This is a genomic window from Methanobrevibacter sp. (genome assembly GCF_045116495.1).
Taxonomy (GTDB): Archaea; Methanobacteriota; Methanobacteria; order Methanobacteriales; family Methanobacteriaceae; genus Methanocatella.
In genome coordinates this window covers 1-23,148 of the sequence record NZ_JBGULU010000122.1, presented here as the reverse complement: position 1 = coordinate 23,148, position 23,148 = coordinate 1, and the positions used below count along the sequence as shown (strand labels likewise).

Here is a 23,148-nt window from a genome sequence, read left to right as displayed (position 1 = left end):
CGGAAGCATGCCGAATATTATGCCACAGAAACTTTGGAGTAGGTGGAGATGGAGTATTGTTTGTAGAACCGTCTGAAGTGGCGGATATTGGTTACAGAATGTTCAATCCTGATGGAAGCGAAGCTGAAATGTGTGGAAATGGAATCAGATGTTTTGGTGATTTTGTCTACAGAAAAGGCATTTTAAAACAGGAAAAAATGACTGTTGAAACAAGAGCCGGAATAAAAACCATTGAAATCACATTGGAAGATGATGAACCGGTTTTATTCAAAGTCGACATGGGGTTATCAACTTTTAAAACTCCTGAAATTCCAATGACTGCCGACGTTGATGAATTTTTAGACGGGGAACTTGACGTTTTAGATACAAAGTTCAACTTGACAGCTATCAGCGTTGGAAATCCTCATGCAATAATCTTTGTTGATGATGTTGATGATGTTGACATTAACAAATACGGTCCGGCTATCGAAGCTCATGAAGTTTTCCCTGAAAAAATCAATGTGCACTTTGTTGAAGTCATCTCCAAAAATGAAGGCAAAATGATTACCTGGGAAAGAGGTGCCGGAGTAACACTGGCATGTGGTACCGGAGCAACATCCACTGCAATTTCAGGTTTCAAACTTGGTTTGTTTGATGAAAATATTTTGCTTCACTTGCCTGGTGGAGACTTAAGATTTACAGTTTATGAAAAAGAAGATGCTCTTGGAGCCTTCATGGAAGGTCCAGCGGAGCTTGTTTTTGATGGAGAATTCTAATTCTCCTTATTATCTATTTTTTCTGATTATTCCCAATATAATATCAATAACACCCAATACGATTACTATTATTAGCCAAATACTTAAGTGGCCTCTTATCACGGCAAATATTGCTGCAAGAATTATAAGTGCTATTCCTGTTAAAATTGATATTTTCCATTGTTCCATTTTTAATCACCTTTTTTATAGTTTATAAGCATTAATTAATGTAATATCTTCAAAAAAGAAGTGTTCAGAAGCTGCAATTTCAGCTATAAAACCCAGTTCATCCAATCGGTCCAAGGTTTTATTGTTATCTGAAAATGAAGACTGAATTAGCTGTACAGTTCCACCATCATTTAAATGATTTGACACTTCATTTAAGAATAAATCTATAACGTTCCTACCGTTTAATCCACCGTCAAATGCATAATTTAAATTGCTGTCAATAACTTCATCTTCTTCTGTAGGTAGATATGGAGTATTAAATAAAATTACATCAAACTTTCTGTTTTTTACAGGTTCGAATAGATTTCCAAATAAAATCTCTATATTTTCAATGCCGTTGGCTTCGAAATTTTTTCTTGCAAGCTCACATGCATCAAAATTAATGTCCGTAACGGTTATTTTATCGGTCAGTCTTGAAGCATACATTGCAACAATTCCCGAACCGGTTCCAATTTCAAGGACATTATCGCCTTCTTTAATCAATAAATTTTCAGCAAGCAGGTAGCTGTCTTCAGCAGGAATATAAACGTTATCGTCAGTATTTATAATAAATTCACTCATATTATCTTACTCATTCAAGATCAAATTCAATTCTTTTGATAAAAATAGTATTTCTTCAGGCTTGATGGCTATTACTCTCATTTTAAGATATTCATTCAGGGTGTCGTCTTCGATATTGTTGATTTTTTCTTTCATTTCTTTCTTATCAAGGCTGCAGATAACATGTCTTGAATCGATTAACGCATTTCTGATTTTTTTGTTTCTATGTTGAAACAGCGCTTTTGTAAAATTTGAATATATCTTAAAATCCTCTTTAGAAATCTTATTTTCTTTAGGTGTTAGCTTCACGACTGTTGAATCGATTTTTGGTTTTGGTATAAAACTTTCAGAGCTTACATCGGTTAGCATTTCCACATCGCATTTGAAATATAGCATTGCAGATAGTCTTGAATAGTCTTTAGTTCCCACACTGCCGTTCATTCGTCTTGCAAACTCTTTTTGATACATTAAAATAGCAAGGTCAAAATCGTAATTTAAAAATTTGAAGGTGATTGGTGATGAAATCTGATAAGGTAGATTTGAGATGATTTTATTAAATTTTGGGAAATCAACATTTAATGCATCATCATTAATTAATTCTACGTTATCTATTTTTTCTTTTTTCAGTCTTTCGCTTAATATTCTAGCTATGTTTGAATCTTGTTCGATAGCTATTACTTTTCCAGCTCTTTTGGCAAGTTCAATTGTCAGTGTTCCTATCCCTGTTCCAATTTCTAGAACAACATCGTTTTTGCTTAGGTTTCCAAAGTTAACAATCTGGTCTCTTTTATTTCTGTCAATCAAATAATTCTGACCAAGATTTTTATTTAACTTTATCCCGTATTGGTTTAAAATATTTTTCGTTGTTTTTGAAAGGGATTGGGAAGATTCACTATTCAATTTATCACTTATCTTGAATTCCTAGGTTTTCTTGGAGCTTGAGTAAATATATAGTATTTATTTTTTCCTCTTCTAACTGTTGAAGTGTCCAATTCTTGTTTTACTCTGTTAACAATCATTCCTGCAGGATCTGTTAAGGTAGGTAATCTTTCGGTAATGTCTTTAAAACTTTCGAAAGGTTTTTCTTCTCTTGCTTTAATAATATCCCACATATATTTTTTGCCAATTCCAGGAATTAACTCTAAGGAGTGAAGTCTTGTACTTACTGAATCGGCAGTATTGAAGAATTCAACGAATTTTTCTTCATTTTCTTCTACAATGTCACGGATAGCATATTCCAATTCTATTCTGCTTGTAGCAGTCAGATTTTCGAAATTTAATTTCCCTAAAACTCTATATATCTTATCTCTCTTTCCTTTTCCAATATATACAGTATCTTGAATTTCTAAATCTACTCCGGTTTTAGGAGCTAATTCTAATAAAGTGAATTGTTCTGTACCAATAGCTTGAGCAATAGCTTTTCCACCAAATTTGGACATATCAGATTTAACATATCCTCTACTTAAATAATCAAGTATAACAGCATATTCTTCTTTTTTTACTGTTGGTGCTTTATTTTTTCTGTTATTATTATTCATAATATCACTTCGCTATTGTTTGTTGTCATGTCCAAAAAATGGACCATAACATAACTTATGATTAATTATAATTTTTAAATGTAATAAATATATCTAAAAATAGTTAGCAAAATTGCTGTTTGAATATTAAATTATATTTTAAAATAAATAAAAAAAGGGAATAGTTATTAACTATTCTATAACATCATACTGTTCTAAAAGTTCAAGAATTTTTTTCATTTCTTCGTTATCAACTTTACTTGGTTCTTTAGCAAAGATTAATCTTAAGTCCGCTAAATCTTCAGGAACCAAATCAACAATATGAACAGCGACTTTTGGTCTTAAGTTAAATTCATCTTGGAGTTTTTCAATAATTTCTTCGGAATCTTCGAGTGAGTATCTTTTGAATCTTGCAAGATGGTTTAAGGTAATGTTCTGTTCATAGTTTAATTCATTATCCTCAGAAAATTCTTCAAGAACTTCTTTAACTTTAGCACCTGGAATAGGTTCACTTTCAATAATATTTTTTCCAATCATAAAACTCAGTTTTGTAATTTTAAGTGGTCAGGTCTAACAATTAATTGTTTTGCTTTGTTTCCATCTTTTAAAGAAACGATATAAGCTTTTCCTTTTTGACCTGTGATTTTACCAGTTTTTCCATGGAATCTAGGAGCTGGCTGACCTTTTTGGATAGATGGGTTAATTGTAATGTGAACTAAGTCTCCTTCTTCAAATCTTTGGAGTCTGTTTGTAATTGGGTTGGTTCTACCAGGTCTTTGTACTTTAGTCATCTTTTTTCTTGATCTACTTTTTAATCCTCTTGATCTTTGCATTGTATAACCTCTAATCAGTTCTAGTCTGGGTATATAATTATATCTATGTTATCAGCTACCTAGTATTAAAAAAGCCCATAAATACTAGTAACATAGAATGTGAAAATAATTGATTATCATCAGTGATATGATAATATTATATTTTTAGTTTAATGTCATTAATATACTTTTAGTTTTTGAAAGTGATTTGATAAAAGATTTCATGTTAATGTCAGAACAGTTTTTAATATTTAAATACGATTCTAGCGAACCCTTAACTTTATTGTTTGAATTATTAAATAGGCCATGTTATGAGGGGGGTGGTCGTTAATGTAAGTATAATCTATTGATAAGCGCTAAATTGCGGGATGTGTCTAGTAAAAAGAAAATTGGTGTTATTGAAACATCAATCATACGGTTAATCCATATGCACAGGAGTTTTCATCAGACCCAGTTTCCATGAATGTCTTGAGAAGTACTTTGAAAAAAATTTCATTAAAGAAATAAAAAAATGTGACTTAAAGTCACATTCTTAAAAAAAAGTTATTTATGCTTTTAATATAGATTCGAGAGTTTGTTGATCTGGGGAATTGATTTCAACAATTTTACCGTCAACAAGATAATCAAAGAGCATTCTGCCTTCTTTTTCAGTGATGAAACCTTCATGGCCTGCAATAGTTTTTTTAGTTGCGTTGTCCACGGTTAAGTCCTTAAAGTCACCATCATCAGCAAAGAAAACTTTAACAAGAATGTTGGTGTCATTGTTGTAGAATTCAGTACCTGATACTTTACATTTTTCACCAAATGCTTCAGTAGCGTTTGCTACCATTCTTGAAGATTCATTTTCTTTAAATCCAGCTGGAACTTTGAAATCCATGCCTTGTAGACTAAGTTTATCATTATTTAATGAAAAATCTCCCCCATCGGAATTTGATTCGCTTCCGAATGAAAAACTAAATCCTTCAGCACTAACAGCGCCGATGGATACCCCAATTGCAATTAATGCAATTAAAACAATTATTATTTTCTTCATATAAACCACCTATATGCATAACGTAAATATGTTACTATAATAATTTTTGCAGTTTATTGTATAAGTAATATTCCATTTATTTGCGGGTCTGGTGCACATTAAATGTTTTTTCACCACATTTTATGTTAAAAAATAGAAGAGTTAGAGAATTATATCTCATAAATTATATACAATTATAATATATTTGGTAAAATATTTAAGTTATTATAATCAGTTTGATGGTTTGGTGTAAAAAATGGTGTGAAGAAGATAACTGTTTAGTTATCTTCGAATCTTCTTCTGTCAATTAATTCTTGACGTTTACCTGGGTTCCATCCTCCGGATGCAGATTTTGCACGTCCAACTTGTTGTACGTATCCGGTAATTCTGTCATACCATTCTACATCTTCAGATTCTCCACAGGTAGGGCATGTATTGTTTAACCCTTTCATTAAAGTTTTACATTTTAAACAGAAGCTTAATGCTGAGCTGTAAGCCCAGAATCCGATATCGGATTTTCTTGCAATTTTATTGGTTAAGCTCATTAATGAATCCGGATCGGAGTAGGATTCTCCCATGAATGCATGGAAGATGTGTCCACCAGGAGTAATTCCGTGGTATTGTTCTTCAATTTTGATTTTTTCAATTAATGATAATCCGGTGTCTACTGGTACATGTGAGGAATTGGTGTAGTAGTTAGCATTTCCATCACCTTGTACGATAGCTTGGTCTCCGAACTGTTTTTTATCGAGAGTTGCAAATCTGTAAGCGGTAGATTCAGCTGGAGTTTGGATAACGGACCATCTTAGTCCAGTTTCATCTTTTAATTGGTTAGCTCTATCATTGATGTATTCGATACATTTTACACCGAATTTATTTGAGTCAGGATTTTCGATACCTTCACCGAAGAGTGAAGTTAACATTTCATTAAGTCCAACGAAACCGAATGATAATGTTGAATTTTCGATTCTGTAGTAAGGTTCTCCGCCTACATCTTGTTTTAAGAATGGTAAGATGTGGAAGTCATTTAAACATTTTAATCCTTGTTCTCTTCTAAGCATCAAAGTTTCAACAGCCAAGTCCATGTATGCATCTAAGTATTCGAATACTTGGGTTTCGTCTTTGGATTGGTATCCGATTCTTGGTAAGTTTAATGTGACATATGCGAGGTTACCTGTTCTTAAACAGTCTTGGTCCCAGTCACCAGTCCAGGTGTCTTGTAAACAGGTTCTGCAACCCATATAGTTAGCATTTTTTCCTCTGTATTCAGGGAACATGTTAACAAAGTATGATGAACCGTATTTTGCAGATAATTCGTGAACTAAACGTAAATCATCTTCGTATTCACTGGTCATTATTTCATCACGGAGTGTGTAAATGGTATTTGGGAATAAGTGAGGTTTACCTTCATTGTCTCCTTCGAGTAAAGTTTCAGTGAATGCTCTTTGGATTAATCTGGTTTCATCTTCAAAGTCAGCATAGGTTCCAACTACTTCACCTTTTGGTCCGTAAGCGGTTTCTTCTTTTAAGAAATCAGGTACGCCAAATTCTAATGCCATACTGGTAAATGGAACTTGTGATCCACGTGCCGCATAAGCCATATTCAAGTTGTAAATAAGCATTTGAACAGCTTGTTTGATTTCTTCGTAGGTTCTTCCTCTTGCAAATGGTGCAACGAATACATTCCAAAGGGACATTGATTGTCCACCGGACATGTTTTGCTGTGCTGCAAGCATGATTTCACCAGTGTGGTTCATTAAAGTTTCCATATGGTTTGGTGCGCCAGCAATGGATGTGTGGTCACCGGTACCGTCTACTTTAAGTCCGTATTTGATGAAAGTTCTTATATCATGTTGAAGACAGTTTAAAGGTCTTCCTGCGAAGAATTCTAAATCGTGAATGTGAATGTCACCGGACATGTGTGCGTCTGCTAAATGTGCAGGTAACATTTTTAAAAGTGCATATTGTTTTAATGCTTCATCTGCTACATGTTTGTGAATACTTTCAGGGTTGTGGATCATGTTTGCGTTGTCCCTGTTACCGTTTTCAATTAATGAGGTAATGTTGTATACAGGGATACCTAAACGAGTGTAACGGCTTCTTAAGTCTTCAAGGCCGTATTCAATCAATTTGGTGTTGACCATTTCCCTTATCATTGGAGCAGTTAAGTATTCCACGTTTAATTTTTTGAGTTCTTTCCAGGTTTCAGTAGCAATTTCAAAAGCAGTTTCTTGGCTAGCACCGGTCTCTTCAATTAAGGTGTTAGCGATTTTTGATAAATCGAATGCTTCGATAGTGTCTCTTGAAGTACGTACTTTTAATTGGGTACTTGCTAAGTATTTGTTTGCAATTTCAGGATCAATGTCTTCTAAGCATTCATAAACGATTTTTTTGATTTCTTTGGTTTTGATACCATCGTATAATTGTGATACTACTGTAGCCACGATTTTGTCAGATTCAAAGAATGGGGTTTCAACCATTACTAATGACTTTAACAATTTTTCATAGCTAAATCTTTCTCTGATTCCGTTATTTTTCTCTACATTAATTTTAGCGGAATCATTTAATTTATTTCCTAATTCTGATATTTTTTCCATATTTTTCACACCATTTTTCCTACGTTTTAATAAATATGATAAGTAACGAGAGAGTACTCTCTCACATGCTTATACTATATGTTGGCACATGTATAATTATTGTTCGTAAATATACGAACAACTTCTATGTAATACATAGGTCATTATCATATATAAATTGTTCGTCTTAAATCGAACATTATTTACATACTCTGAAATTTACTATATATTTCATATTTAAAACAAAATGTCCGAGAGCATTTGATGAGTATTCCATTAGAAGAAAACATCCAATGAACTCTGTTTGGATTTGTCACTTTCAAACAGCGATTTAATTCCAAACTCTTGAATTTCCAAACGTTGCCTTAGGTATGGAGAAATCGGGTATCTATCTATCAATTCCTGCGAAATTTCAAGATATTTTGTAACTGACCCTTTTGAAACTGAAAGGATTAAATTACCTCCACAGCTACATTTTCCAGTAAGTGGCATTCTTCTATATTTTGCACCGCACTTGGTACATCTTACCTTCTGCTTAGAAAATGCTCTGGAATTACCCATAATGTCTGGCAAGAAATGAGAAGATAAAACTTTCTCAACAACTCCACGTTGGTCAACTGCCCTAATGCTTTCAGCAAGAGCAATTTGTGCTTCAACTTTTTCTCTCATTGATGGTAAGGTTTTATAAAGGCATATTGTTGGTCCTGCATGAATATTTGATGTGTGGTGGGAAAACATCAATCCCTCATATTGCTCTGGAGTTCCCAAATGCATTTCTACATTGTCAATGTATTCCAAAACTTCAGCAGGCTTTAGAGGACTGTATGTTTTTTCATAAAATTCAACAGGGAATCTTTCAAATATGTCCAAGTTGTGAGATTCGTCATCTATCTCTTCTGGGTCTATTCTAGAAGATAAAACTAAAGGAGCATCCATACTTCCTCCCCTAGTATTTGGTAAGTATGATTTTGAAAAGTTAATTAAAGCATCTAAAAGCAACATTACTGCATCTTCATCACTGTCACAGTTCCTACGTTTTGCTGAATGGAAGTATGGGTGTGCATAGCAACCTAATGCTTTTGTAAATCCTACAATTCTTCCAAGCACTCCTGCAGAAGTGTGCGGCGCAAGTCCTGCAACCAAATGCCCAATCAAGTCACTTTTTTCTTTAACATTATAAAATGGATCCATTCCATAAAATCTTGTAAGTTCATCATCAATAAATTGAGCAGTTCTAAGTAAATATTCTCCACAATTGTCTGAGATAACAATGTCCTGAACTCTAAGCTCAATAATCTGGTCCTCATTTTCAATTGGATTTCCATAACAATCTTTTTCATAACCCATTTCAAGAAGTTTTTCAACGGTAACCCCTATTTCCTTTGGAATAAAATGAGTTAAAGGCAAATCAGTTGAATCATGACGTATTGTACCGTCTTTAAATGTAAATACTTCATTTTTAGCTCTAAGTATTCCTTTTTCAAGGGGCTCTGCCAGTTTTGATTCTGAAATCATACCCATTACTCCTTTAACTTCATCAACCCTTCTAACCTTGACATTGTCAGATGCCTTTTTAAGCATTGATGCAAGGGGTATGCTTTTCTGTTTGGCAGGAGTGATTTCAGTAGGACTTCCGCATTTCGGACAAAGGGAATTGTTGGAACTTATTCCACAATCGGGATTAGTACATTTCCTTCTTGCCAGCTCAACTTTAATGTTGCCCTTTTTGGCAGCTGTTGCAATTAATCTTCTGGAGCCACCATAATTTCCAATCGGGAATAATCCGTGAGGTGCAGGTCTCATTAATCTTTCTTTAGATTTTTCAGGCCTTCCTACACGGGTACCAATGTATGCAGGTGCCTTATTTTTAATTTCAATAGGTGCAATAGCATTAACCGCTTCGAGTGTTGTCTCTTTTTCAGGCAATTTTTTAGGTAAACTGACTAAAAGAGCATAGGAATGGTCTTTATCAATAACGATTTTACCATCACGGACGGTATGTGGAACGCCAATAACCTCCAATACTCTTTTTGGATATGATAAATCTAATTTAATTCCTTCATTTGGTTTATAAGTTGATTTACATTTGATAATCAAATCAATCAATTCGTTTAAATCATCAATGGTCACGTCATTATAACAGTAAGTGTATTTTGGATGAAGGGGAATTTCATATTCCTTAGACAATCTGAGAGCTTCAATTGAAGATAAATATTCATATTCGAGCTTATACAGGTCCAAATCATTATTGTCCTTATCGAACTTTTCGCTGCTGGTCAGCAATTGGATCCACCATTCTTCCACCCATCCTGAAGGATATAACGGCTGGTTGTTTCTTAAGAATTCTCCAAATGCAACAAGCATATCGCCTAAGAATAATATTTCAACAACATCCTTTTTAACTTCACGTGCTTTTTTAACACTGTCGAGTATTAACACATCTCCATTTCTAAGTTTAACTGTCGGACCTTCAATAGAATCAACAGGAACAACACAGTTTCCTTTTCCAGGATATTCAATTTTAAGCTGTGTGCCGACGGCTAAAAATTCAAGCAGTGCCATTGTAGCGGGATGCACTCCCATAGTTGCAAGGCCTGTATTTCTGGACCTTCCATATCTTAACCGGAACGCTCCTTTCTCAGAAGGATATCCCAAAATTGGTCTTCCTCCAATAATATCCTGAATATATTTTGGTTCGCTTACAATTTCAGAGTCTCCTCCACTGTCATCACTAGAATCTTCTTTTTTAGGTTTGGAATATTCTGTAAGCCATTCCCAATCAAGCCCTAGCTTTTTGGAAATTTTGTGAATCTTTTTGGATTTCTGGATTACTCCCTCAACCATCGCAAGCAATGCCCCACCACGGATGTTATTGGTTTCAACACGCTGCAAATCTCTGTGTGAAACTTCTACCTGGTCAGTCTGTTCTCCTGAAACTTCAACAGGAATGTGTGTTGCGGCAAATCTCACTTCTTCTGGTGTTGGTGAGTACTGTAAATTTGTTACTTCGGATTCGTAGAGCTCCACTTCCTCCACATATCTTTCAATTTCATCATCGATTGGTTTAAATTCATCAATATTAATAGCTTGCCTAATCTTATCTCCCAAAAGCACGGCTAAAGCTGCTGCAGTACCTCCTGCACTTCTAATAGGTCCTGCAAAATAAACACCAATATATTTTGTTCCATCAAAGTTATCTTTAATTTTAACATCGGAAATTCCTTCCAAAGGCGCCGCCACTACTCCTTCTGTTAAGATTGCTAAAGCTGTTCTTAAACCTTGATCGCATCTTTGTTCTTCATCCCATTCTGCTTTTTCACCGGTAAGTTCAAATTTACCTGATGCAATCTCTGCAGCAATTTCAAAAGCTACTTCCTCTCTGGTAATGTCCTGTTCTAATTCTTTAATTCTTTGAGCCACACCTTCAGGGCCTACAAGCCCCTCTACTCTTTCTGCTAAATCCTTTGCAAGAGGTACTTCAGTCTCTGTTTCAACATCAAATCCTTTAGACCTTGCCTCATTAGCTATATCGTATAGGTGATGGGTTTCTTTCTCTAATCTATCAAAATAATCCATTGGTATCGCCACAAATAAAAAATTAATTTCGCTATAATAGTATATGTTTTCATGATATTAATAATATTTGCAAGTGTGAAAAATCACATTTAAATAGTTGTAAAATATAATTTTTAATTACGTACTCGGTTGTTGAACTTTTATTATAATTGCTATTTTGGTGATTTTAATGTCAAACGATAAACCAATGAATGCCATGTATGGCCAAAAAGTAAAATTAGATTTAGATAAACTTAAAAATAGAAAAGAAAAACCTGTAGAAACTGTTGAAGAAGTTCCTGCAGAACCTGTTGTTGAGGAAGTAGTTGATGAGGCTCCTGCAGAACCTGTTGTTGAGGAAGTAGTTGATGAGACTCCTGATGAGCCTGTTGTTGAGGAAACACCTAAAAAACCTGATAAAGAAAAACCGGCTACTAAAAAATCCAAAAAACAAAATTCTAAATTAGATGATTTGAAAACCAAACTAAAAGAAAAAGATGAAAAATTATCTAATCAATCAAGTGAACTTAATTATTTAACTAATAAGATTATTCCTAAACTCAAAAAAGAAAATGCAGAGTTAAATAATCTTAAAAATGAGTTAACTAGTGCATTAGAGAAAACCACAAGAAAATACTTCGATCAATTGGATATTAATGCAGATTTAAGCAACAAAATAGGAAAACTTGGTGCCGAAGGTGCAGTCAATAAAGTAAGGGCTGATAAATTAGAATCTGAAGTTAATTCTGTTAGAGAAGAATTACAAGCTAAAATAGACGAATACAAAGAAAAATTAGCTAATATAAATGTGGATGATGTTAAAAAAGAAAACAAACAGCTCTCTAATGAACTTGATGATATTAAAGATAAACTAGCCGAATCTAGAAAAGAAAACATAGACCTTTCTAATGAAGTTGATCAGTTAAGATCCGAACTTATTGAGCTCGGCAACTATAAGGAAGAAGTTGACAATCAAAATAAAAAAGAAATTTTCGACTACAAGAACGAAATTTCTTCACTTAGGACTCAACTTAAACTTAAGGAAAGTAGCTATGATAAATTATCTAATGAATCTAAAAAAGAAACAGCTGATTTGCGAAATACAATCAAAAAACTTGAAGATGAGTTAGAAAAACAATCCAATAAAGGATTATTCAATAGATTAAGATGAGTAATTTCATCTTATTTTATTCTTTTTTTTTTAAAATGACGCAAGATAATTATTTTATGAGTGAAGCTATAAAAGAAGCTCAAAAATCTTTGGATGAAGGTGGAATTCCAATCGGAGCTGTCCTTGTTAAAGATAATGAAATAATATCCAGAGGCCATAATAGACTGATTCAAGACGAATCTGTAATTTTGCATGCCGAAATGGATGCAATTGAAAATGCGGGTCGTCTAAATTATGAAGATTATATTGAATGTACATTATACACAACTTTATCTCCATGTCCGATGTGTTCCGGAGCCGTAATACTGTATAATATACCAAAAGTCGTGATTGGTGAAAACACTACTTTGATGGGGGCTGAAAATTTTCTTAAGTGTAACGGCGTGGAAGTAGTGGTTTTAAATGACTTGAGATGTAGAGACCTATTTTTAGAATTTAAGTGTGAGAATTGCGGAATTTGGGATGAAGAGCTTGCTAAAGTTGGAAATACTACAGAGGTTAAATAATGGAAATTGTAGTAACTGATGAGAGAGATGAAAGGTTTGTCGAATTCTGCGCATCATTTGGATGTGCAATTAATGAGCCTCAGGTAGTTTTGCTTTTGATGAATTTCGGCAGAACTGTTGGGTGCACTAGTTTTAAGGTATATGATGCCGATTCAGCAGAAATCACAACTTTGTTTTTAAATTCTTATGACAACCGTGAAAAAATAGCTTATAAATTAATAAGGCAACTTGAGAAAATAGCTTTGGATTATGAATTTAAAAGTGTTGTTGTCAGCTTTGAAAGCAGAGATGATATTTTAATCGAAATATTTGAAAAATTGGACTATCAATTCGTTGAAAACTCTGAAGAAGTTTTACTTAAAAAAGAGTTCAAAAGTTTAATTTAAAAAAAGAAAATTTAAAAGATTAAGCTTCTTGTCTTAATCTTTTTACAACAAAGTCTTTGTCTAAGCTTAACAGGAATGATGCTGCTCTTGGGCCTTGTTTTTGACCGAGAATCATTTTGTAAATAGCTTGGAATCCTTTTTGTGGTTTTAATTCTTGAGCTTCTAAGATTTCATACATTGCATCGTGCAGTGCTGTTGCATCTGAAAACTCATTATTTTCAATTAAATCAGCTAAATCACTTAAGAATTTGTTTTGTTCATCAGTCAATGGTAATTTAGGAACTTTTTTAGTTTGCACTTGGAATTTCACGAATTTAGGTGCATAATTGTCCAACCAATATTTTACATTATCGACTCTTTCTCTGTATTGAGCTAATTCTAATTCTGTTAAATCCCCAAATTCTTTATCTTTAAAGCTTTTGGTTAATTGTGAGTTTCTTTTGAGAATATCAAAGATTTTCTCAAGGTCATCACCTGCAATCTGATAAGCGTTTACCAGGAATCTGAACGGTGGTCTGAAAGGTAAAGGTGCGTCCGGAGTCATTTGGACTATTTCATAGATTTCCTTGAATTTCCTTTCTTCTTTTTCAGATGGTGCTTCCACTTCATCGTAGAATACTTTTTCAACTGTATCAAACTGATCAATAAAGTCTAAGTAAGGCATTTTTGGTGAGAAATCTTTTGCTTTCATAGGTTTTGATCTGAACAGGTAGTAGTGAAGACTTTCAGCAGGTCCGATTTTTAACCATTCTTCAGGTGCAAAGAACACTCCATGGGATTTACTCATTGCTTCGCCGTCTAGGGTAATCCATTCGTATGGCACTGGGTATGGTGCAGGATAGTCAAAGATTTTTTCAGATATTACGCTACTTACATCGTATGATCCTCCACTTGCAGCGTGGTCTTTACCGAATGGTTCACAGGTTGTTCCGAATATTTTCCATCTTGCAGCCCATTCAACTCTCCAGGTGAGTTTACCGTTCCCGGATTTTATGTCCATTTCACCATCGTGACCGCATTCACATCTGTATTTTATGATGTCACCGTCATAGTCATAAGCGTAAGTTGTATTTACTCTACCACATTCGTCACAGATTGGGTTGTAAGGAAGCCAGTCATCAGCCAAAGGTTCTCTTCTGTATTGGTTGAAGATTTCTTTGATTTCTTCAACATTTTCAAGTGCAGTTCTTATATAATCGTTATATACTCCGGATTTATACATTTCAAAACCGGATTTTGCTTCCATTTCAATTCCGTAGTCGTCCATTACTGAAAGCAATGGTTTTTCAAAGTGCTCCACAAAGTTTGCACAGCAACCGTCAGGACATGGAATTGTGGAATATGGCATTCCTAAGTATTTATCGTAATCTTCAGGTAAAGGATATGGAACTTTTCTGAGTGGGTCGTGATCATCTGCAATCCAGATTGTTTTAGCTTTTTTTCCTTTTTCTCTTAATTTCTTTCCAATTCCATTAGCTATAAATATATCGCAAGAGTTTCCAATATGTATTGAACCTGAAATGGAAGTTCCACTTGCAATGACATGTTCTTCTACATCCATTTTACTTAATTCATCAGCTATGTTTTCAATCCAATGTGTCATCTATATTCACCATATTAATAAAAAAAATTATCATAAAATAAGTATATCTATATTTTTGTTATTATAATATAAAAAGATTAGTTAATTAAACCAATCTATTTGTGTAATTCATCTTCTAGTTAAAGAAGTAGGGTATTCTTGCACCAGTAAGATAATTTTATATTTTTATTAAAATATAGTATAATTAAGTAGGTGAAAATAATGGATAATGATAGTGATATTCTTCCACATGTTGCAAATACTCCATTTAATGCATATAAGGGCGATGAAGATTATATCTTTGTAAGTTATGCCCACATGGATGCTGATTTTGTTTTTCCGGAACTGACTCGATTTAAAAATATGGGTTTTAACATTTGGTATGATCAGGGAATTGCACCCGGAAGCGAATGGCCAGAAGAGATTGCTGAAGCGCTTGGGGGATGTTCACTGTTTGTTGTTTTCATTTCACCTAATTCCGTAGCATCAAAAAATGTCAGAAATGAGATTCATTATGCACTTTCTGAAGAAATTCCTCTCATTGCAATATATCTGACAGATACAATATTGGAAGGTGGGCTCAAACTAAGTCTGGGGTCCATACAGGCTATTTTAAAATATGCGATGTCTGAAGAGGAATATGAGTTCAGATCCAGAAATGCATTTAAAAGGGAATTGAAAAATGCACAGGAACATAAAGGCACTAAGGAATCTAAACATATTGATTTTGTAGAACAGTTCGAACGGATGAATACAACAACTGCATCCATAGATAATCTGGGAAATTTGGATGTTTTGATTATTTTAAAAGACGGTACTAATTTAACCAGTTGGAGTCAAGTTGAAAATACAGATGATATCTTGTATATCAGTGAAAACCTGTCAAATCAAATAAATTTAAAAAATAAATACAAAGACCTTTCAAATGTTAAGGTTATTGTGGCTAGGGGAGCAACAAGAAAAACAAAAGAATTGATTTCCACTTTTGAAAATTGTGAAAGTCTGATTAAAGTTTTAGGTTTGGAATCATGGGACATATCGAATGTAAAAGACATGTCTAAACTATTTAGAAACTGCAAATCATTGGTCGATATTGCATCGTTAGGTGATTGGGACACCTCACATGTAAAAATAATGGGAGGGTTGTTTCAGGGGTGCATGTCTCTGAAAGATATTTCCCCATTAAGCGGCTGGGACACATCCAATGCAACAAAATTTGGAGGCATGTTTCAGGAGTGCAGGTCTTTGGCTGATATATCTGCGCTAAGTGATTGGAATGTAGCTAATGTAAAAAAAATCAGCGGAATGTTTTCTTCATGCAGATCTTTGGTTGATATTTCGGCATTGGCTAACTGGGATGTGTCAAATGTAGATGCCATAGATTTTTTATTTGAAAATTGCCGGTCTCTGGCAGATATTTCCGCGTTGGCTAACTGGGATGTAAGTAATGTCAAAAAAATGAGAAACCTATTTTCAGGCTGCAAGTCTTTGGAGGATATTTCTGCATTAGCTAGCTGGAATGTATCAAAAGCAGATAGAATGTCAGTCATGTTCAGGCATTGTGAGTCTTTAGTTGATGTTTCCCCATTAGCTAGCTGGAATCTATCAAATGTAAAGCGAATCGGAGGAATGTTTGAAGATTGCATTAATCTTCTAGATATTTCCGCATTAAGTAATTGGGATGTATCTAATGTTAATGTAATTAGCGGAATTTTTGGAAATTGTGATAATTTAGCAGATATTTCCGCATTATCCAGTTGGGACGTATCGAATTTGGTGGATATGAGGGATTCATTCAGAAATTGTATTTCTTTAGTTGACGTTTCCCCATTAGCCAATTGGAATGTCTCCAATGTAGAAAACATGTCTAATGTTTTTGATGGATGCATTTCTTTAGTGGATGTTTCTCCTTTGGCAGGATGGGACATGTCTAAGGTAAGCAAGATGATATCGATGTTTAATGAATGCATGTCTTTAGTTGATGCTTCATCTTTAGATGATTGGGACGTAAGCAATGCAGAAATGTTATTGACTACATTTAATGGCTGTTACAACTTAAAGAAAGTTCCAAAATGGTATGAAGGGCATGTGGAAGAAATTGATTATATGTCTATCGAAGAAACTGACACTTATGATACCGCTGCAATAACAGATGAAGAAAGATATGTAAAAATTGCAAAATATGATTTAAATCCAAAGAATCGCCTAAAGGCAATAGAAAAAATAAACGATGAGTTGGTATTGAGGGATATTGCAAGATTTGATTACAAAGGTTATGTTCGTGAAGCGGCTATTAAACTCATTAAAGATGAAACAACATTATTGGACATTATGATAAATGAAAAAATTCCCTACCTTCGTAAATTAGCTGTTCAAAGGATTAAAGATGAAAATATTCTATTGGATATAGCTAAACACGAAATTGATGAAGAGGTTTGTCGCATGGCGATAAAAAATATTAGGGATGAAACAATACTTTTGGATATTTTAAATGAAGGAAACAATAGTTTTGAAATTAGCAATAAATTTACTTATTCAGACATTGTGGCCATCAGTGATGAATCTTTCTTAAAGGATGTTGCACTCAATAATGAATACTGGTGGGCCCGTAAAGTTGCTATTAAACGTATCCGTGATGAAAACATCTTAATTGAAGTATTCAAAAAGGATTCATCAAGTGATGTCCGTTATGCTGCAGTTAGGGGCATTCAATATGATGTAATTTTAAATGATTTGGTTATCAATGATGAATGTAATCTAATTCGTTATGTTGCAGTTGGCCGTATACGCAATCAAGATATTTTAAATAAGGTTGCAATAAAAGATAAAGATGTTAATGTTCGCATTGCAGCTATTGAAAAGATTAAGGATGAAAACATTTTAAATAAAATTGCAACTAATGATAAAAATATCCGTGTTCGTTGCGCTGCAATAGAACAAATTAAAGATAATTCCCTTTTAAGATATCTGGCAACGCATGATCATAATCCTGAGATTCGCCGAGTTGCAGTTAATAATATTAAAAATTCAAATGTTTTAATAGACATTATTAAAAATGAGGCTGACGAGTCTGTCTGCATTGCGGCAATTGCCAATATTTTAGATGAAGACTTTTTAATAAATCTCGCTTTTTCTTCACCTCAATTAAATATCAGAAACAAATCTAAAAAGAGATTAAAAGAACTGGGATATGAATAATTAAAAATAAAAAAAAGAAGTTTAAATAGATAAGAATATCTATTTAATTAAGTCAGAATCGGATTGATCCAACCATTCGTTAACGATTTTTACTGCACAGTAGTTACCGCACATGGTACATGTGTCTTCTTCTTCAGGAGGTCTTTGGTCTCTTTTTGCACGTGCAGCCTCAGGGAACATTGCACAAGCATATTGTGCTTCCCAATCGAGATTTTTACGAGCTTCTGCCATTGCAAGGTCTTGTGAACCATCAATTTGGCCACTTGCTAGGTCTCCAGCATAAGCTCCAATTTTGGTTGCAATAACACCTTCTCTAACATCATCAGGGTTAGGTAAAGCTAAGTGTTCTGCAGGGGTTACGTAACAGATGAAGTCTGCTCCGGCTTTTGCAGAAGATGCTGCACCGATTGCAGATACGATGTGATCGTAACCTGGTGCAACGTCACATACAATAGGTCCTAACATGTAGAAAGGAGCGTTGGAACACATTTTCTTTTGAATCATTACGTTGGTTGGGATTTCGTTGATTGGGATGTGTCCTGGTCCTTCAATCATACATTGTACACCGGCTTCACGGGATCTGTCGATTAATTCTCCTAAAATGATCAATTCTTGTATTTGTGCCCTGTCGGTTGAATCGGCAATGGACCCTGCTCTCATACCGTTAGCAAGTGAAAGAACTACATCGTGTTCTTTTGCAATTTCTAAAACGTAATCGAAGTTAGCATATAATGGATTTTCCTGTTCGTTTTCAACAATCCATCCGGACATGAAGGAACCTCCTCTTGAGACTAAACCAGTTACACGGCCTTGTCTTTTGAGTCTGGTTAAGGTTTCAATGTTGATACTACTGTGGACTGCCATAAAGTCAATACCATCTTTTGCTTGTTTTTCGATGGTGTTAAATAAGTCATCTTCAGTCATGTAAACTACAGAACCGTCTCTTCTGATACTTTCAATAGCAGCCTGATAAACTGGTACGGAACCTACTGGCAATGGGGACATGTCCAGGACTCTGTTTCTTATTACATCCAGGTCTCCTCCGATACTTAATTCCATTAAACAGTCTGCACCGTTGTCAATTGCGATTTGTGCTTTTAAGACTTCTTCATCAAAGTTGACAATATCGGTTGAAGTACCTACGGTTGCGTTTACTTTTGTTCTTAATCCTGCACCAATACCTGATGCTTCGATATCTCTATTAACGTTACTTGGTATTACGATAGTACCTTGGGCTACTGATTTTAAAATGAAATCTTCTGAAACACCTTCAATTTCTGCAACGTGTTTCATTTCATCAGTTAAAATGCCTTTTTTTGCATCACTAATCTGTGTCATTATTTTCCTCCTTGATTATAGATTAAACAGTCAAATTTATTTTATGATTTTTTCATCAAAGATTGATATTGTGTTATATTTATTTAATAGTATTTAAATTAATTGGATTATTGTTAATTCAAACTTTATTGATATATGTAAATTTTTTTTTAAAAAATAGTTATTTTTCACTTAGTATATCAAAATTAAAGCCTTATTGATATAAATAAAGTTTGCTTTAAAAAAAATAAAAAAAGAAAAGAATTTAGTAAAATTCTTGCATTCTTTCAAATGCCTCATCAAATGTAGGCATATTGGTTTGACAGCCTTGATGCTCTACAATAAATGATGATACTGTAGATGCGAATTTTGCAGATTCTTCTAAAGATTCTCCATTTAGGAATCTTGTTAAAAATCCTGCTCTGTAGGAATCTCCTGCTCCGGTTGGATCAATAGCTTCTCTTTCAATTGCATCGATTTTGATTTTTTCTTCATTTGAGTAAATCTCACTGCCTTGTGCTCCACAGGTTTTCACGATTATTTTTGGTCCTAACTCTCTAAGACCTGCTAAATCGACTTCTAGAGCATTTAATATCCTTTCAATTTCATGATGATTTCCAAATAATATGGTACTGTTTTGTATCACGTCACATAATTTTTTGGTATCATACATTCCAAGGTCTTGGCCAGGGTCAAATGAAACGAGTAAATCTTCATCTTTTGCTTCCTGTGAGCATTTCCAATTAAAATTAGGATCGCCGGTTGCTAAATGAACTGCTTCAGCATTTTTAATTGCAGCGGTAGGTACTTTACTGTCAGCAAATTCACGTGCTGCTCCCCAGTAGAAGTAACTGATTTGATCATCGTTATCATTGGTAAGGACAAATGCGGTAGGGGTAGCTTCACCTGGGACATAGATTAATGAATCGGTGTCAATACCTAGGTTTTGCATATGTTCAAAGTATTCTGTTTTCTTGAAATCTCCACCAACAGCTGAAACCAATGAAGTTTTTAATCCTAATTTTGCACCAACACATGCAACGTTAGCCGCTGCACCACCGTTGAAGGTTTTCATGTTGGTTATTGGTGCTGAAAAGTTTGCTTTCGGAAATTCAGGCACTCTAATAATGTAATCATGAGCAGAGTGACCAATTGCTAGTAAATCTCTGTTTTTTGCCATAATATCGCCTTTTTATATTTCAATTTAATATTGGATTTTATAGTTATTTAATGTTTTGAGTGACATATAAATGAAATTTCATAACTATGCAAAATCACATAATGTGTAATTAATTTATATTTTTAATAAAAGTTTTCTTTTTGCCGAGAGCATTTGATGAGTATTATTGTATAGGAGTAAAACCCTGATTTCTTATTTCTTTCTGGCCATCGTTTAATAAATATTCAATGAATTCATTAACTTCTTGTTTATCTTCGTTGACTTTAATCAGACTGATTACATGTCGTGTATCGAACTTTAACAATTCATTTCCTTTAAAATAGCTTGCATTTAAAAAACAGTGCAAGTTTTCAGAATTTTTAACCAACTTGAAAGCATCAAATTGTGAATTGACTTTATAAGTGATATTGTAATCAATATCATAATGTTTCAGTGTATTCCATGCAAGTCTTTGGGCTGAACCGGTTACATTTACAAAATCAAGGCCATTTAAATCATTAATACTTTTTATATCTTCGCAATTCGGGCTTGAAATTAAAACGAGGTAATCGTAGGCTATCGGTGTAAAATCAATATCTCTTTCATAGGCAATTAACGGATCATCCAATGTTAAAATATCAACAGCGCCCCGTTTGGCAAGTTCAAATGCGTCTCTGTCACTGCTGCTGTAGATATTTGTAGCAAATGGGTGTTTTATACTTTCCAGAAGTCCTGAACTGATGTGGCCTCCAACAATATTTATGTTTGAAGGCTCTTCGATTTTTATTTGATACTTCTGAAATTCTTCAAGCAGTTCCAGCCCATTTTTAGTCAATATTGTTCCATTGCCTACTTTTTCAGTTATCTTAAATCCTAATTTTTCTTCGGCTTTGAGTAATCTTCGATTAAAAACAGTATGTGAAATATTTAACTCTTTTGCTGATTGCCTTTGGGATTTTGTTCTGGATAATGATTCTAGGCTTTGATATAGTTTATAGTCATATATCGTACCATTTATATCTAAGCTGATTAAACCTCTACTTTCTAATTTCATTAATTATATATAATTATTTAATCATAATTATAATTATATTGTTTAACTATTCTGGGTAGATAAAATGGAAATAATGAAGGATTCAATTAATGCTATATTAAATAATATAGAAAATGCTGTTGAATATTTGGATAAGGATACTGTTGAGAGTTTTGAAAATGAAATTTTAAAGGCTGAAAATATTTTTGTAACAGGTGCGGGAAGGTCAGGTCTTGCAGCAAAGGCATTTGCAATGAGATTAATGCATTTGGGTTTAAGCGCTTATGTTGTCGGTGAAACCATATCTCCTGCAATTCATGAAAATGATTGTATAATTGCTGTTTCAGGTTCCGGTGAAACCAACACCATAGTTTCTGCTGCAAAAATTGCTAAAGATAAAGGTTCCAGAGTATTGGCTGTAACCTCTTACCCAGAGTCTACCCTTGGTAAATTATCTGATAGTTATCTTTTGGTTAAAGGTAGGACAAAACAGGAAGTTGATGATGAAAATTATATGAAGCGTCAGATTCATGGTAACTATACTTCATTAACTCCTCTCGGTACTGCTTTCGAGTTGACTACATTGGTATTTTTAGATGCAATCGTTTCTGAGTTAATGGAAAAAAAGCAACAGACAGAAACTGATTTAGGAAAAAGACATGCCAATTTAGAGTAATTTAGTCAAAAATTACTCTATTTTGATTATTATATACATTACAGCGTTGGCCTCTTAAAAATCCGACAAGTGTAATGTTTCCTTTTTTTGCAATATTGTATCCTGAATTGGCTGGAGCGGCATTTGATGCTAAAATTGGCACTCCGGCTCTTGTCATTTTTATAACCATGTCCGCAGGCATTCTTCCGCTATAGATTACATATGACTGTGACAGGTCAAAATCATGCAATAAACCATATCCAATAACTTTATCCACTGCAACATGGCGGCTAACATCTTCTTTTACAACAAATTGGTCTTTATAGACAATTCCTGCAACGTGTGTTCCGCCTGTAGCCTGCCAGATTTCTGCATTGTCTTTCAGCTCTTCAATTCTGTCAATCAATTCAGAAACATGTACCTGGAATGTGGATTGTACTGGATTGACATGCTTTATTTTGCTTCTCCATCCTCCGGCGGAATCTGAACACAATACTGTTTCATTTGTTTTTAAAAGGGTATCATCAATTTCAGCATTAATCTGAACTCCATTTACTTCAATTTTTTTAATTGCATCCATTGAATTTACCATATTTTCATTAAAAAGATATCCTACTGCAAATTCTTCAAGTGAATCTTCAATAGCCGATAGGCTGCGGCTGATTTCATTGTTGATGGTTAGAGTTATTGTTTCATCAAGGACGACTTTTTCTTTAGCTTCTGTTGCCTCATTGTTTTTATAGTTAATGGCATCAATTTCTTCTACCTTCATCATAATCATCTCAATAATATCTTTCAATAACGGTTGTTAATAATTTTTCGACATGTTGCATTTTACTGTTAATATTTTTTTTCATATTATTGTCGTCAGGAGATAAGCTGTTTATCAATTAAATTATTATATTTTGTATTTCAACGATATCTTATTCATTCGTTTCATTTTTTAAGTATTTTAATATATTTTTAATTTTAGAAAATTATTTAAAATGTTATAAATATATATTCTTATCGTATTGTGTATCTGATTTTAGTCATTTGGGCATCATAATATAATAATTATAATATGTGTTGTTAAACGATTGATTGGATAACCGAAGAGATTTGAATGCATGATTAAATTAAGTTTATAAGGTGATTATATGGTGAATATGGAAGACTATGATGAAC

Annotated in this window: 20 protein-coding genes; 6 read left to right on the top strand and 14 right to left on the bottom strand. The window is 33.8% G+C overall.

The window, feature by feature from the left end; all coding sequences use genetic code 11:
- On the top strand, positions 1-755 hold a 755-nt coding region (gene dapF, locus ACJMLH_RS06655), incomplete at its 5' end, for a diaminopimelate epimerase (RefSeq protein WP_405275970.1).
- 9 nt (positions 756-764) lie between these two features.
- Here the strand turns inward: dapF and ACJMLH_RS06650 are convergent.
- The 9 genes from ACJMLH_RS06650 to polC all read right to left on the bottom strand — a co-directional run bounded on the left by ACJMLH_RS06650 (position 765) and on the right by polC (position 11,007).
- On the bottom strand, positions 765-923 hold the full coding sequence (locus ACJMLH_RS06650) for a hypothetical protein (RefSeq protein ID WP_405275968.1): 159 nt from the start codon (positions 921-923) through the stop codon (positions 765-767).
- 15 nt (positions 924-938) lie between these two features.
- Entirely contained in the window at positions 939-1,523 is a 585-nt protein-coding gene (locus ACJMLH_RS06645; protein ID WP_405275966.1) for a HemK2/MTQ2 family protein methyltransferase, read from the bottom strand.
- Positions 1,524-1,529: 6 nt separating this feature from the next.
- A complete protein-coding gene (rsmA, locus tag ACJMLH_RS06640) occupies positions 1,530-2,402 on the bottom strand; it encodes a 16S rRNA (adenine(1518)-N(6)/adenine(1519)-N(6))-dimethyltransferase RsmA (RefSeq protein ID WP_405275964.1) in 873 nt (290 codons plus the stop codon).
- An 8-nt stretch (positions 2,403-2,410) separates the two neighbouring features.
- Positions 2,411-3,040, bottom strand: coding sequence for a DUF655 domain-containing protein (locus tag ACJMLH_RS06635; protein ID WP_405275962.1), 630 nt, complete (start codon positions 3,038-3,040; stop codon positions 2,411-2,413).
- Positions 3,041-3,211: 171 nt separating this feature from the next.
- On the bottom strand, positions 3,212-3,556 hold the full coding sequence (locus ACJMLH_RS06630) for an RNA polymerase Rpb4 family protein (RefSeq protein ID WP_405275960.1): 345 nt from the start codon (positions 3,554-3,556) through the stop codon (positions 3,212-3,214).
- Between the two features lie 5 nt (positions 3,557-3,561).
- On the bottom strand, positions 3,562-3,852 hold the full coding sequence (locus tag ACJMLH_RS06625) for a 50S ribosomal protein L21e (RefSeq protein WP_405275958.1): 291 nt from the start codon (positions 3,850-3,852) through the stop codon (positions 3,562-3,564).
- A gap of 526 nt (positions 3,853-4,378) precedes the next feature.
- On the bottom strand, positions 4,379-4,864 hold the full coding sequence (locus tag ACJMLH_RS06620; RefSeq protein WP_405275956.1) for a hypothetical protein: 486 nt from the start codon (positions 4,862-4,864) through the stop codon (positions 4,379-4,381).
- 257 nt (positions 4,865-5,121) lie between these two features.
- Positions 5,122-7,440 (bottom strand): anaerobic ribonucleoside-triphosphate reductase, encoded by a 2,319-nt coding sequence (nrdD, locus tag ACJMLH_RS06615; protein WP_405275954.1) that lies wholly within the window; start codon positions 7,438-7,440, stop codon positions 5,122-5,124.
- Between the two features lie 255 nt (positions 7,441-7,695).
- Positions 7,696-11,007, bottom strand: coding sequence for a DNA polymerase II large subunit (polC, locus tag ACJMLH_RS06610; RefSeq protein WP_405275952.1), 3,312 nt, complete (start codon positions 11,005-11,007; stop codon positions 7,696-7,698).
- Between the two features lie 157 nt (positions 11,008-11,164).
- On the opposite strand from polC, the gene ACJMLH_RS06605 reads away from it, so the two are divergent.
- From ACJMLH_RS06605 to ACJMLH_RS06595, 3 genes are read left to right on the top strand one after another with little or no spacing between them, the layout of a single operon-like run.
- The gene (locus ACJMLH_RS06605) at positions 11,165-12,145 is read left to right on the top strand and encodes an acyltransferase (RefSeq protein ID WP_405275950.1); all 981 of its coding nucleotides are present in this window, start codon (positions 11,165-11,167) and stop codon (positions 12,143-12,145) included.
- Positions 12,146-12,180: 35 nt separating this feature from the next.
- Positions 12,181-12,651 carry a nucleoside deaminase gene (locus ACJMLH_RS06600; RefSeq protein ID WP_405275948.1) on the top strand — a complete coding sequence of 157 codons (471 nt, stop codon included), beginning with the start codon at positions 12,181-12,183 and terminating at the stop codon, positions 12,649-12,651.
- Positions 12,651-13,037, top strand: a complete 387-nt coding sequence (locus ACJMLH_RS06595; protein ID WP_405275946.1) for a hypothetical protein — start codon at positions 12,651-12,653, stop codon at positions 13,035-13,037. The genes ACJMLH_RS06600 and ACJMLH_RS06595 overlap by 1 nt, the downstream gene beginning before the upstream one ends.
- Positions 13,038-13,056: 19 nt before the next feature.
- Here the strand turns inward: ACJMLH_RS06595 and lysS are convergent, their stop codons facing one another.
- On the bottom strand, positions 13,057-14,640 hold the full coding sequence (lysS, locus tag ACJMLH_RS06590) for a lysine--tRNA ligase (protein ID WP_405275944.1): 1,584 nt from the start codon (positions 14,638-14,640) through the stop codon (positions 13,057-13,059).
- A gap of 201 nt (positions 14,641-14,841) precedes the next feature.
- Between lysS and ACJMLH_RS06585 the strand changes: the two genes are divergently transcribed.
- A complete protein-coding gene (locus ACJMLH_RS06585; protein ID WP_405275942.1) occupies positions 14,842-17,817 on the top strand; it encodes a BspA family leucine-rich repeat surface protein in 2,976 nt (991 codons plus the stop codon).
- A gap of 39 nt (positions 17,818-17,856) precedes the next feature.
- Here the strand turns inward: ACJMLH_RS06585 and thiC are convergent, their stop codons facing one another.
- From thiC to ACJMLH_RS06570, 3 genes are all read right to left on the bottom strand, one after another.
- Positions 17,857-19,155, bottom strand: a complete 1,299-nt coding sequence (gene thiC / locus ACJMLH_RS06580) for a phosphomethylpyrimidine synthase (protein WP_405275940.1) — start codon at positions 19,153-19,155, stop codon at positions 17,857-17,859.
- 244 nt (positions 19,156-19,399) lie between these two features.
- Positions 19,400-20,314: a carbohydrate kinase family protein gene (locus ACJMLH_RS06575; RefSeq protein ID WP_405275938.1), complete on the bottom strand. Its 915-nt coding sequence runs from the start codon at positions 20,312-20,314 to the stop codon at positions 19,400-19,402.
- A gap of 163 nt (positions 20,315-20,477) precedes the next feature.
- Entirely contained in the window at positions 20,478-21,347 is an 870-nt protein-coding gene (locus ACJMLH_RS06570) for a LysR family transcriptional regulator (protein ID WP_405275936.1), read from the bottom strand.
- Positions 21,348-21,411: 64 nt separating this feature from the next.
- Here ACJMLH_RS06570 and hxlB point away from each other — a divergent pair, with 64 nt between their 5' ends.
- Positions 21,412-22,002, top strand: coding sequence for a 6-phospho-3-hexuloisomerase (gene hxlB / locus ACJMLH_RS06565; RefSeq protein ID WP_405275934.1), 591 nt, complete (start codon positions 21,412-21,414; stop codon positions 22,000-22,002).
- Between the two features lies 1 nt (position 22,003).
- Here hxlB and fdhD read toward each other — a convergent pair whose 3' ends face one another.
- Positions 22,004-22,756, bottom strand: a complete 753-nt coding sequence (gene fdhD / locus ACJMLH_RS06560; RefSeq protein WP_405275932.1) for a formate dehydrogenase accessory sulfurtransferase FdhD — start codon at positions 22,754-22,756, stop codon at positions 22,004-22,006.
- Positions 22,757-23,148 lie beyond the last annotated feature (392 nt).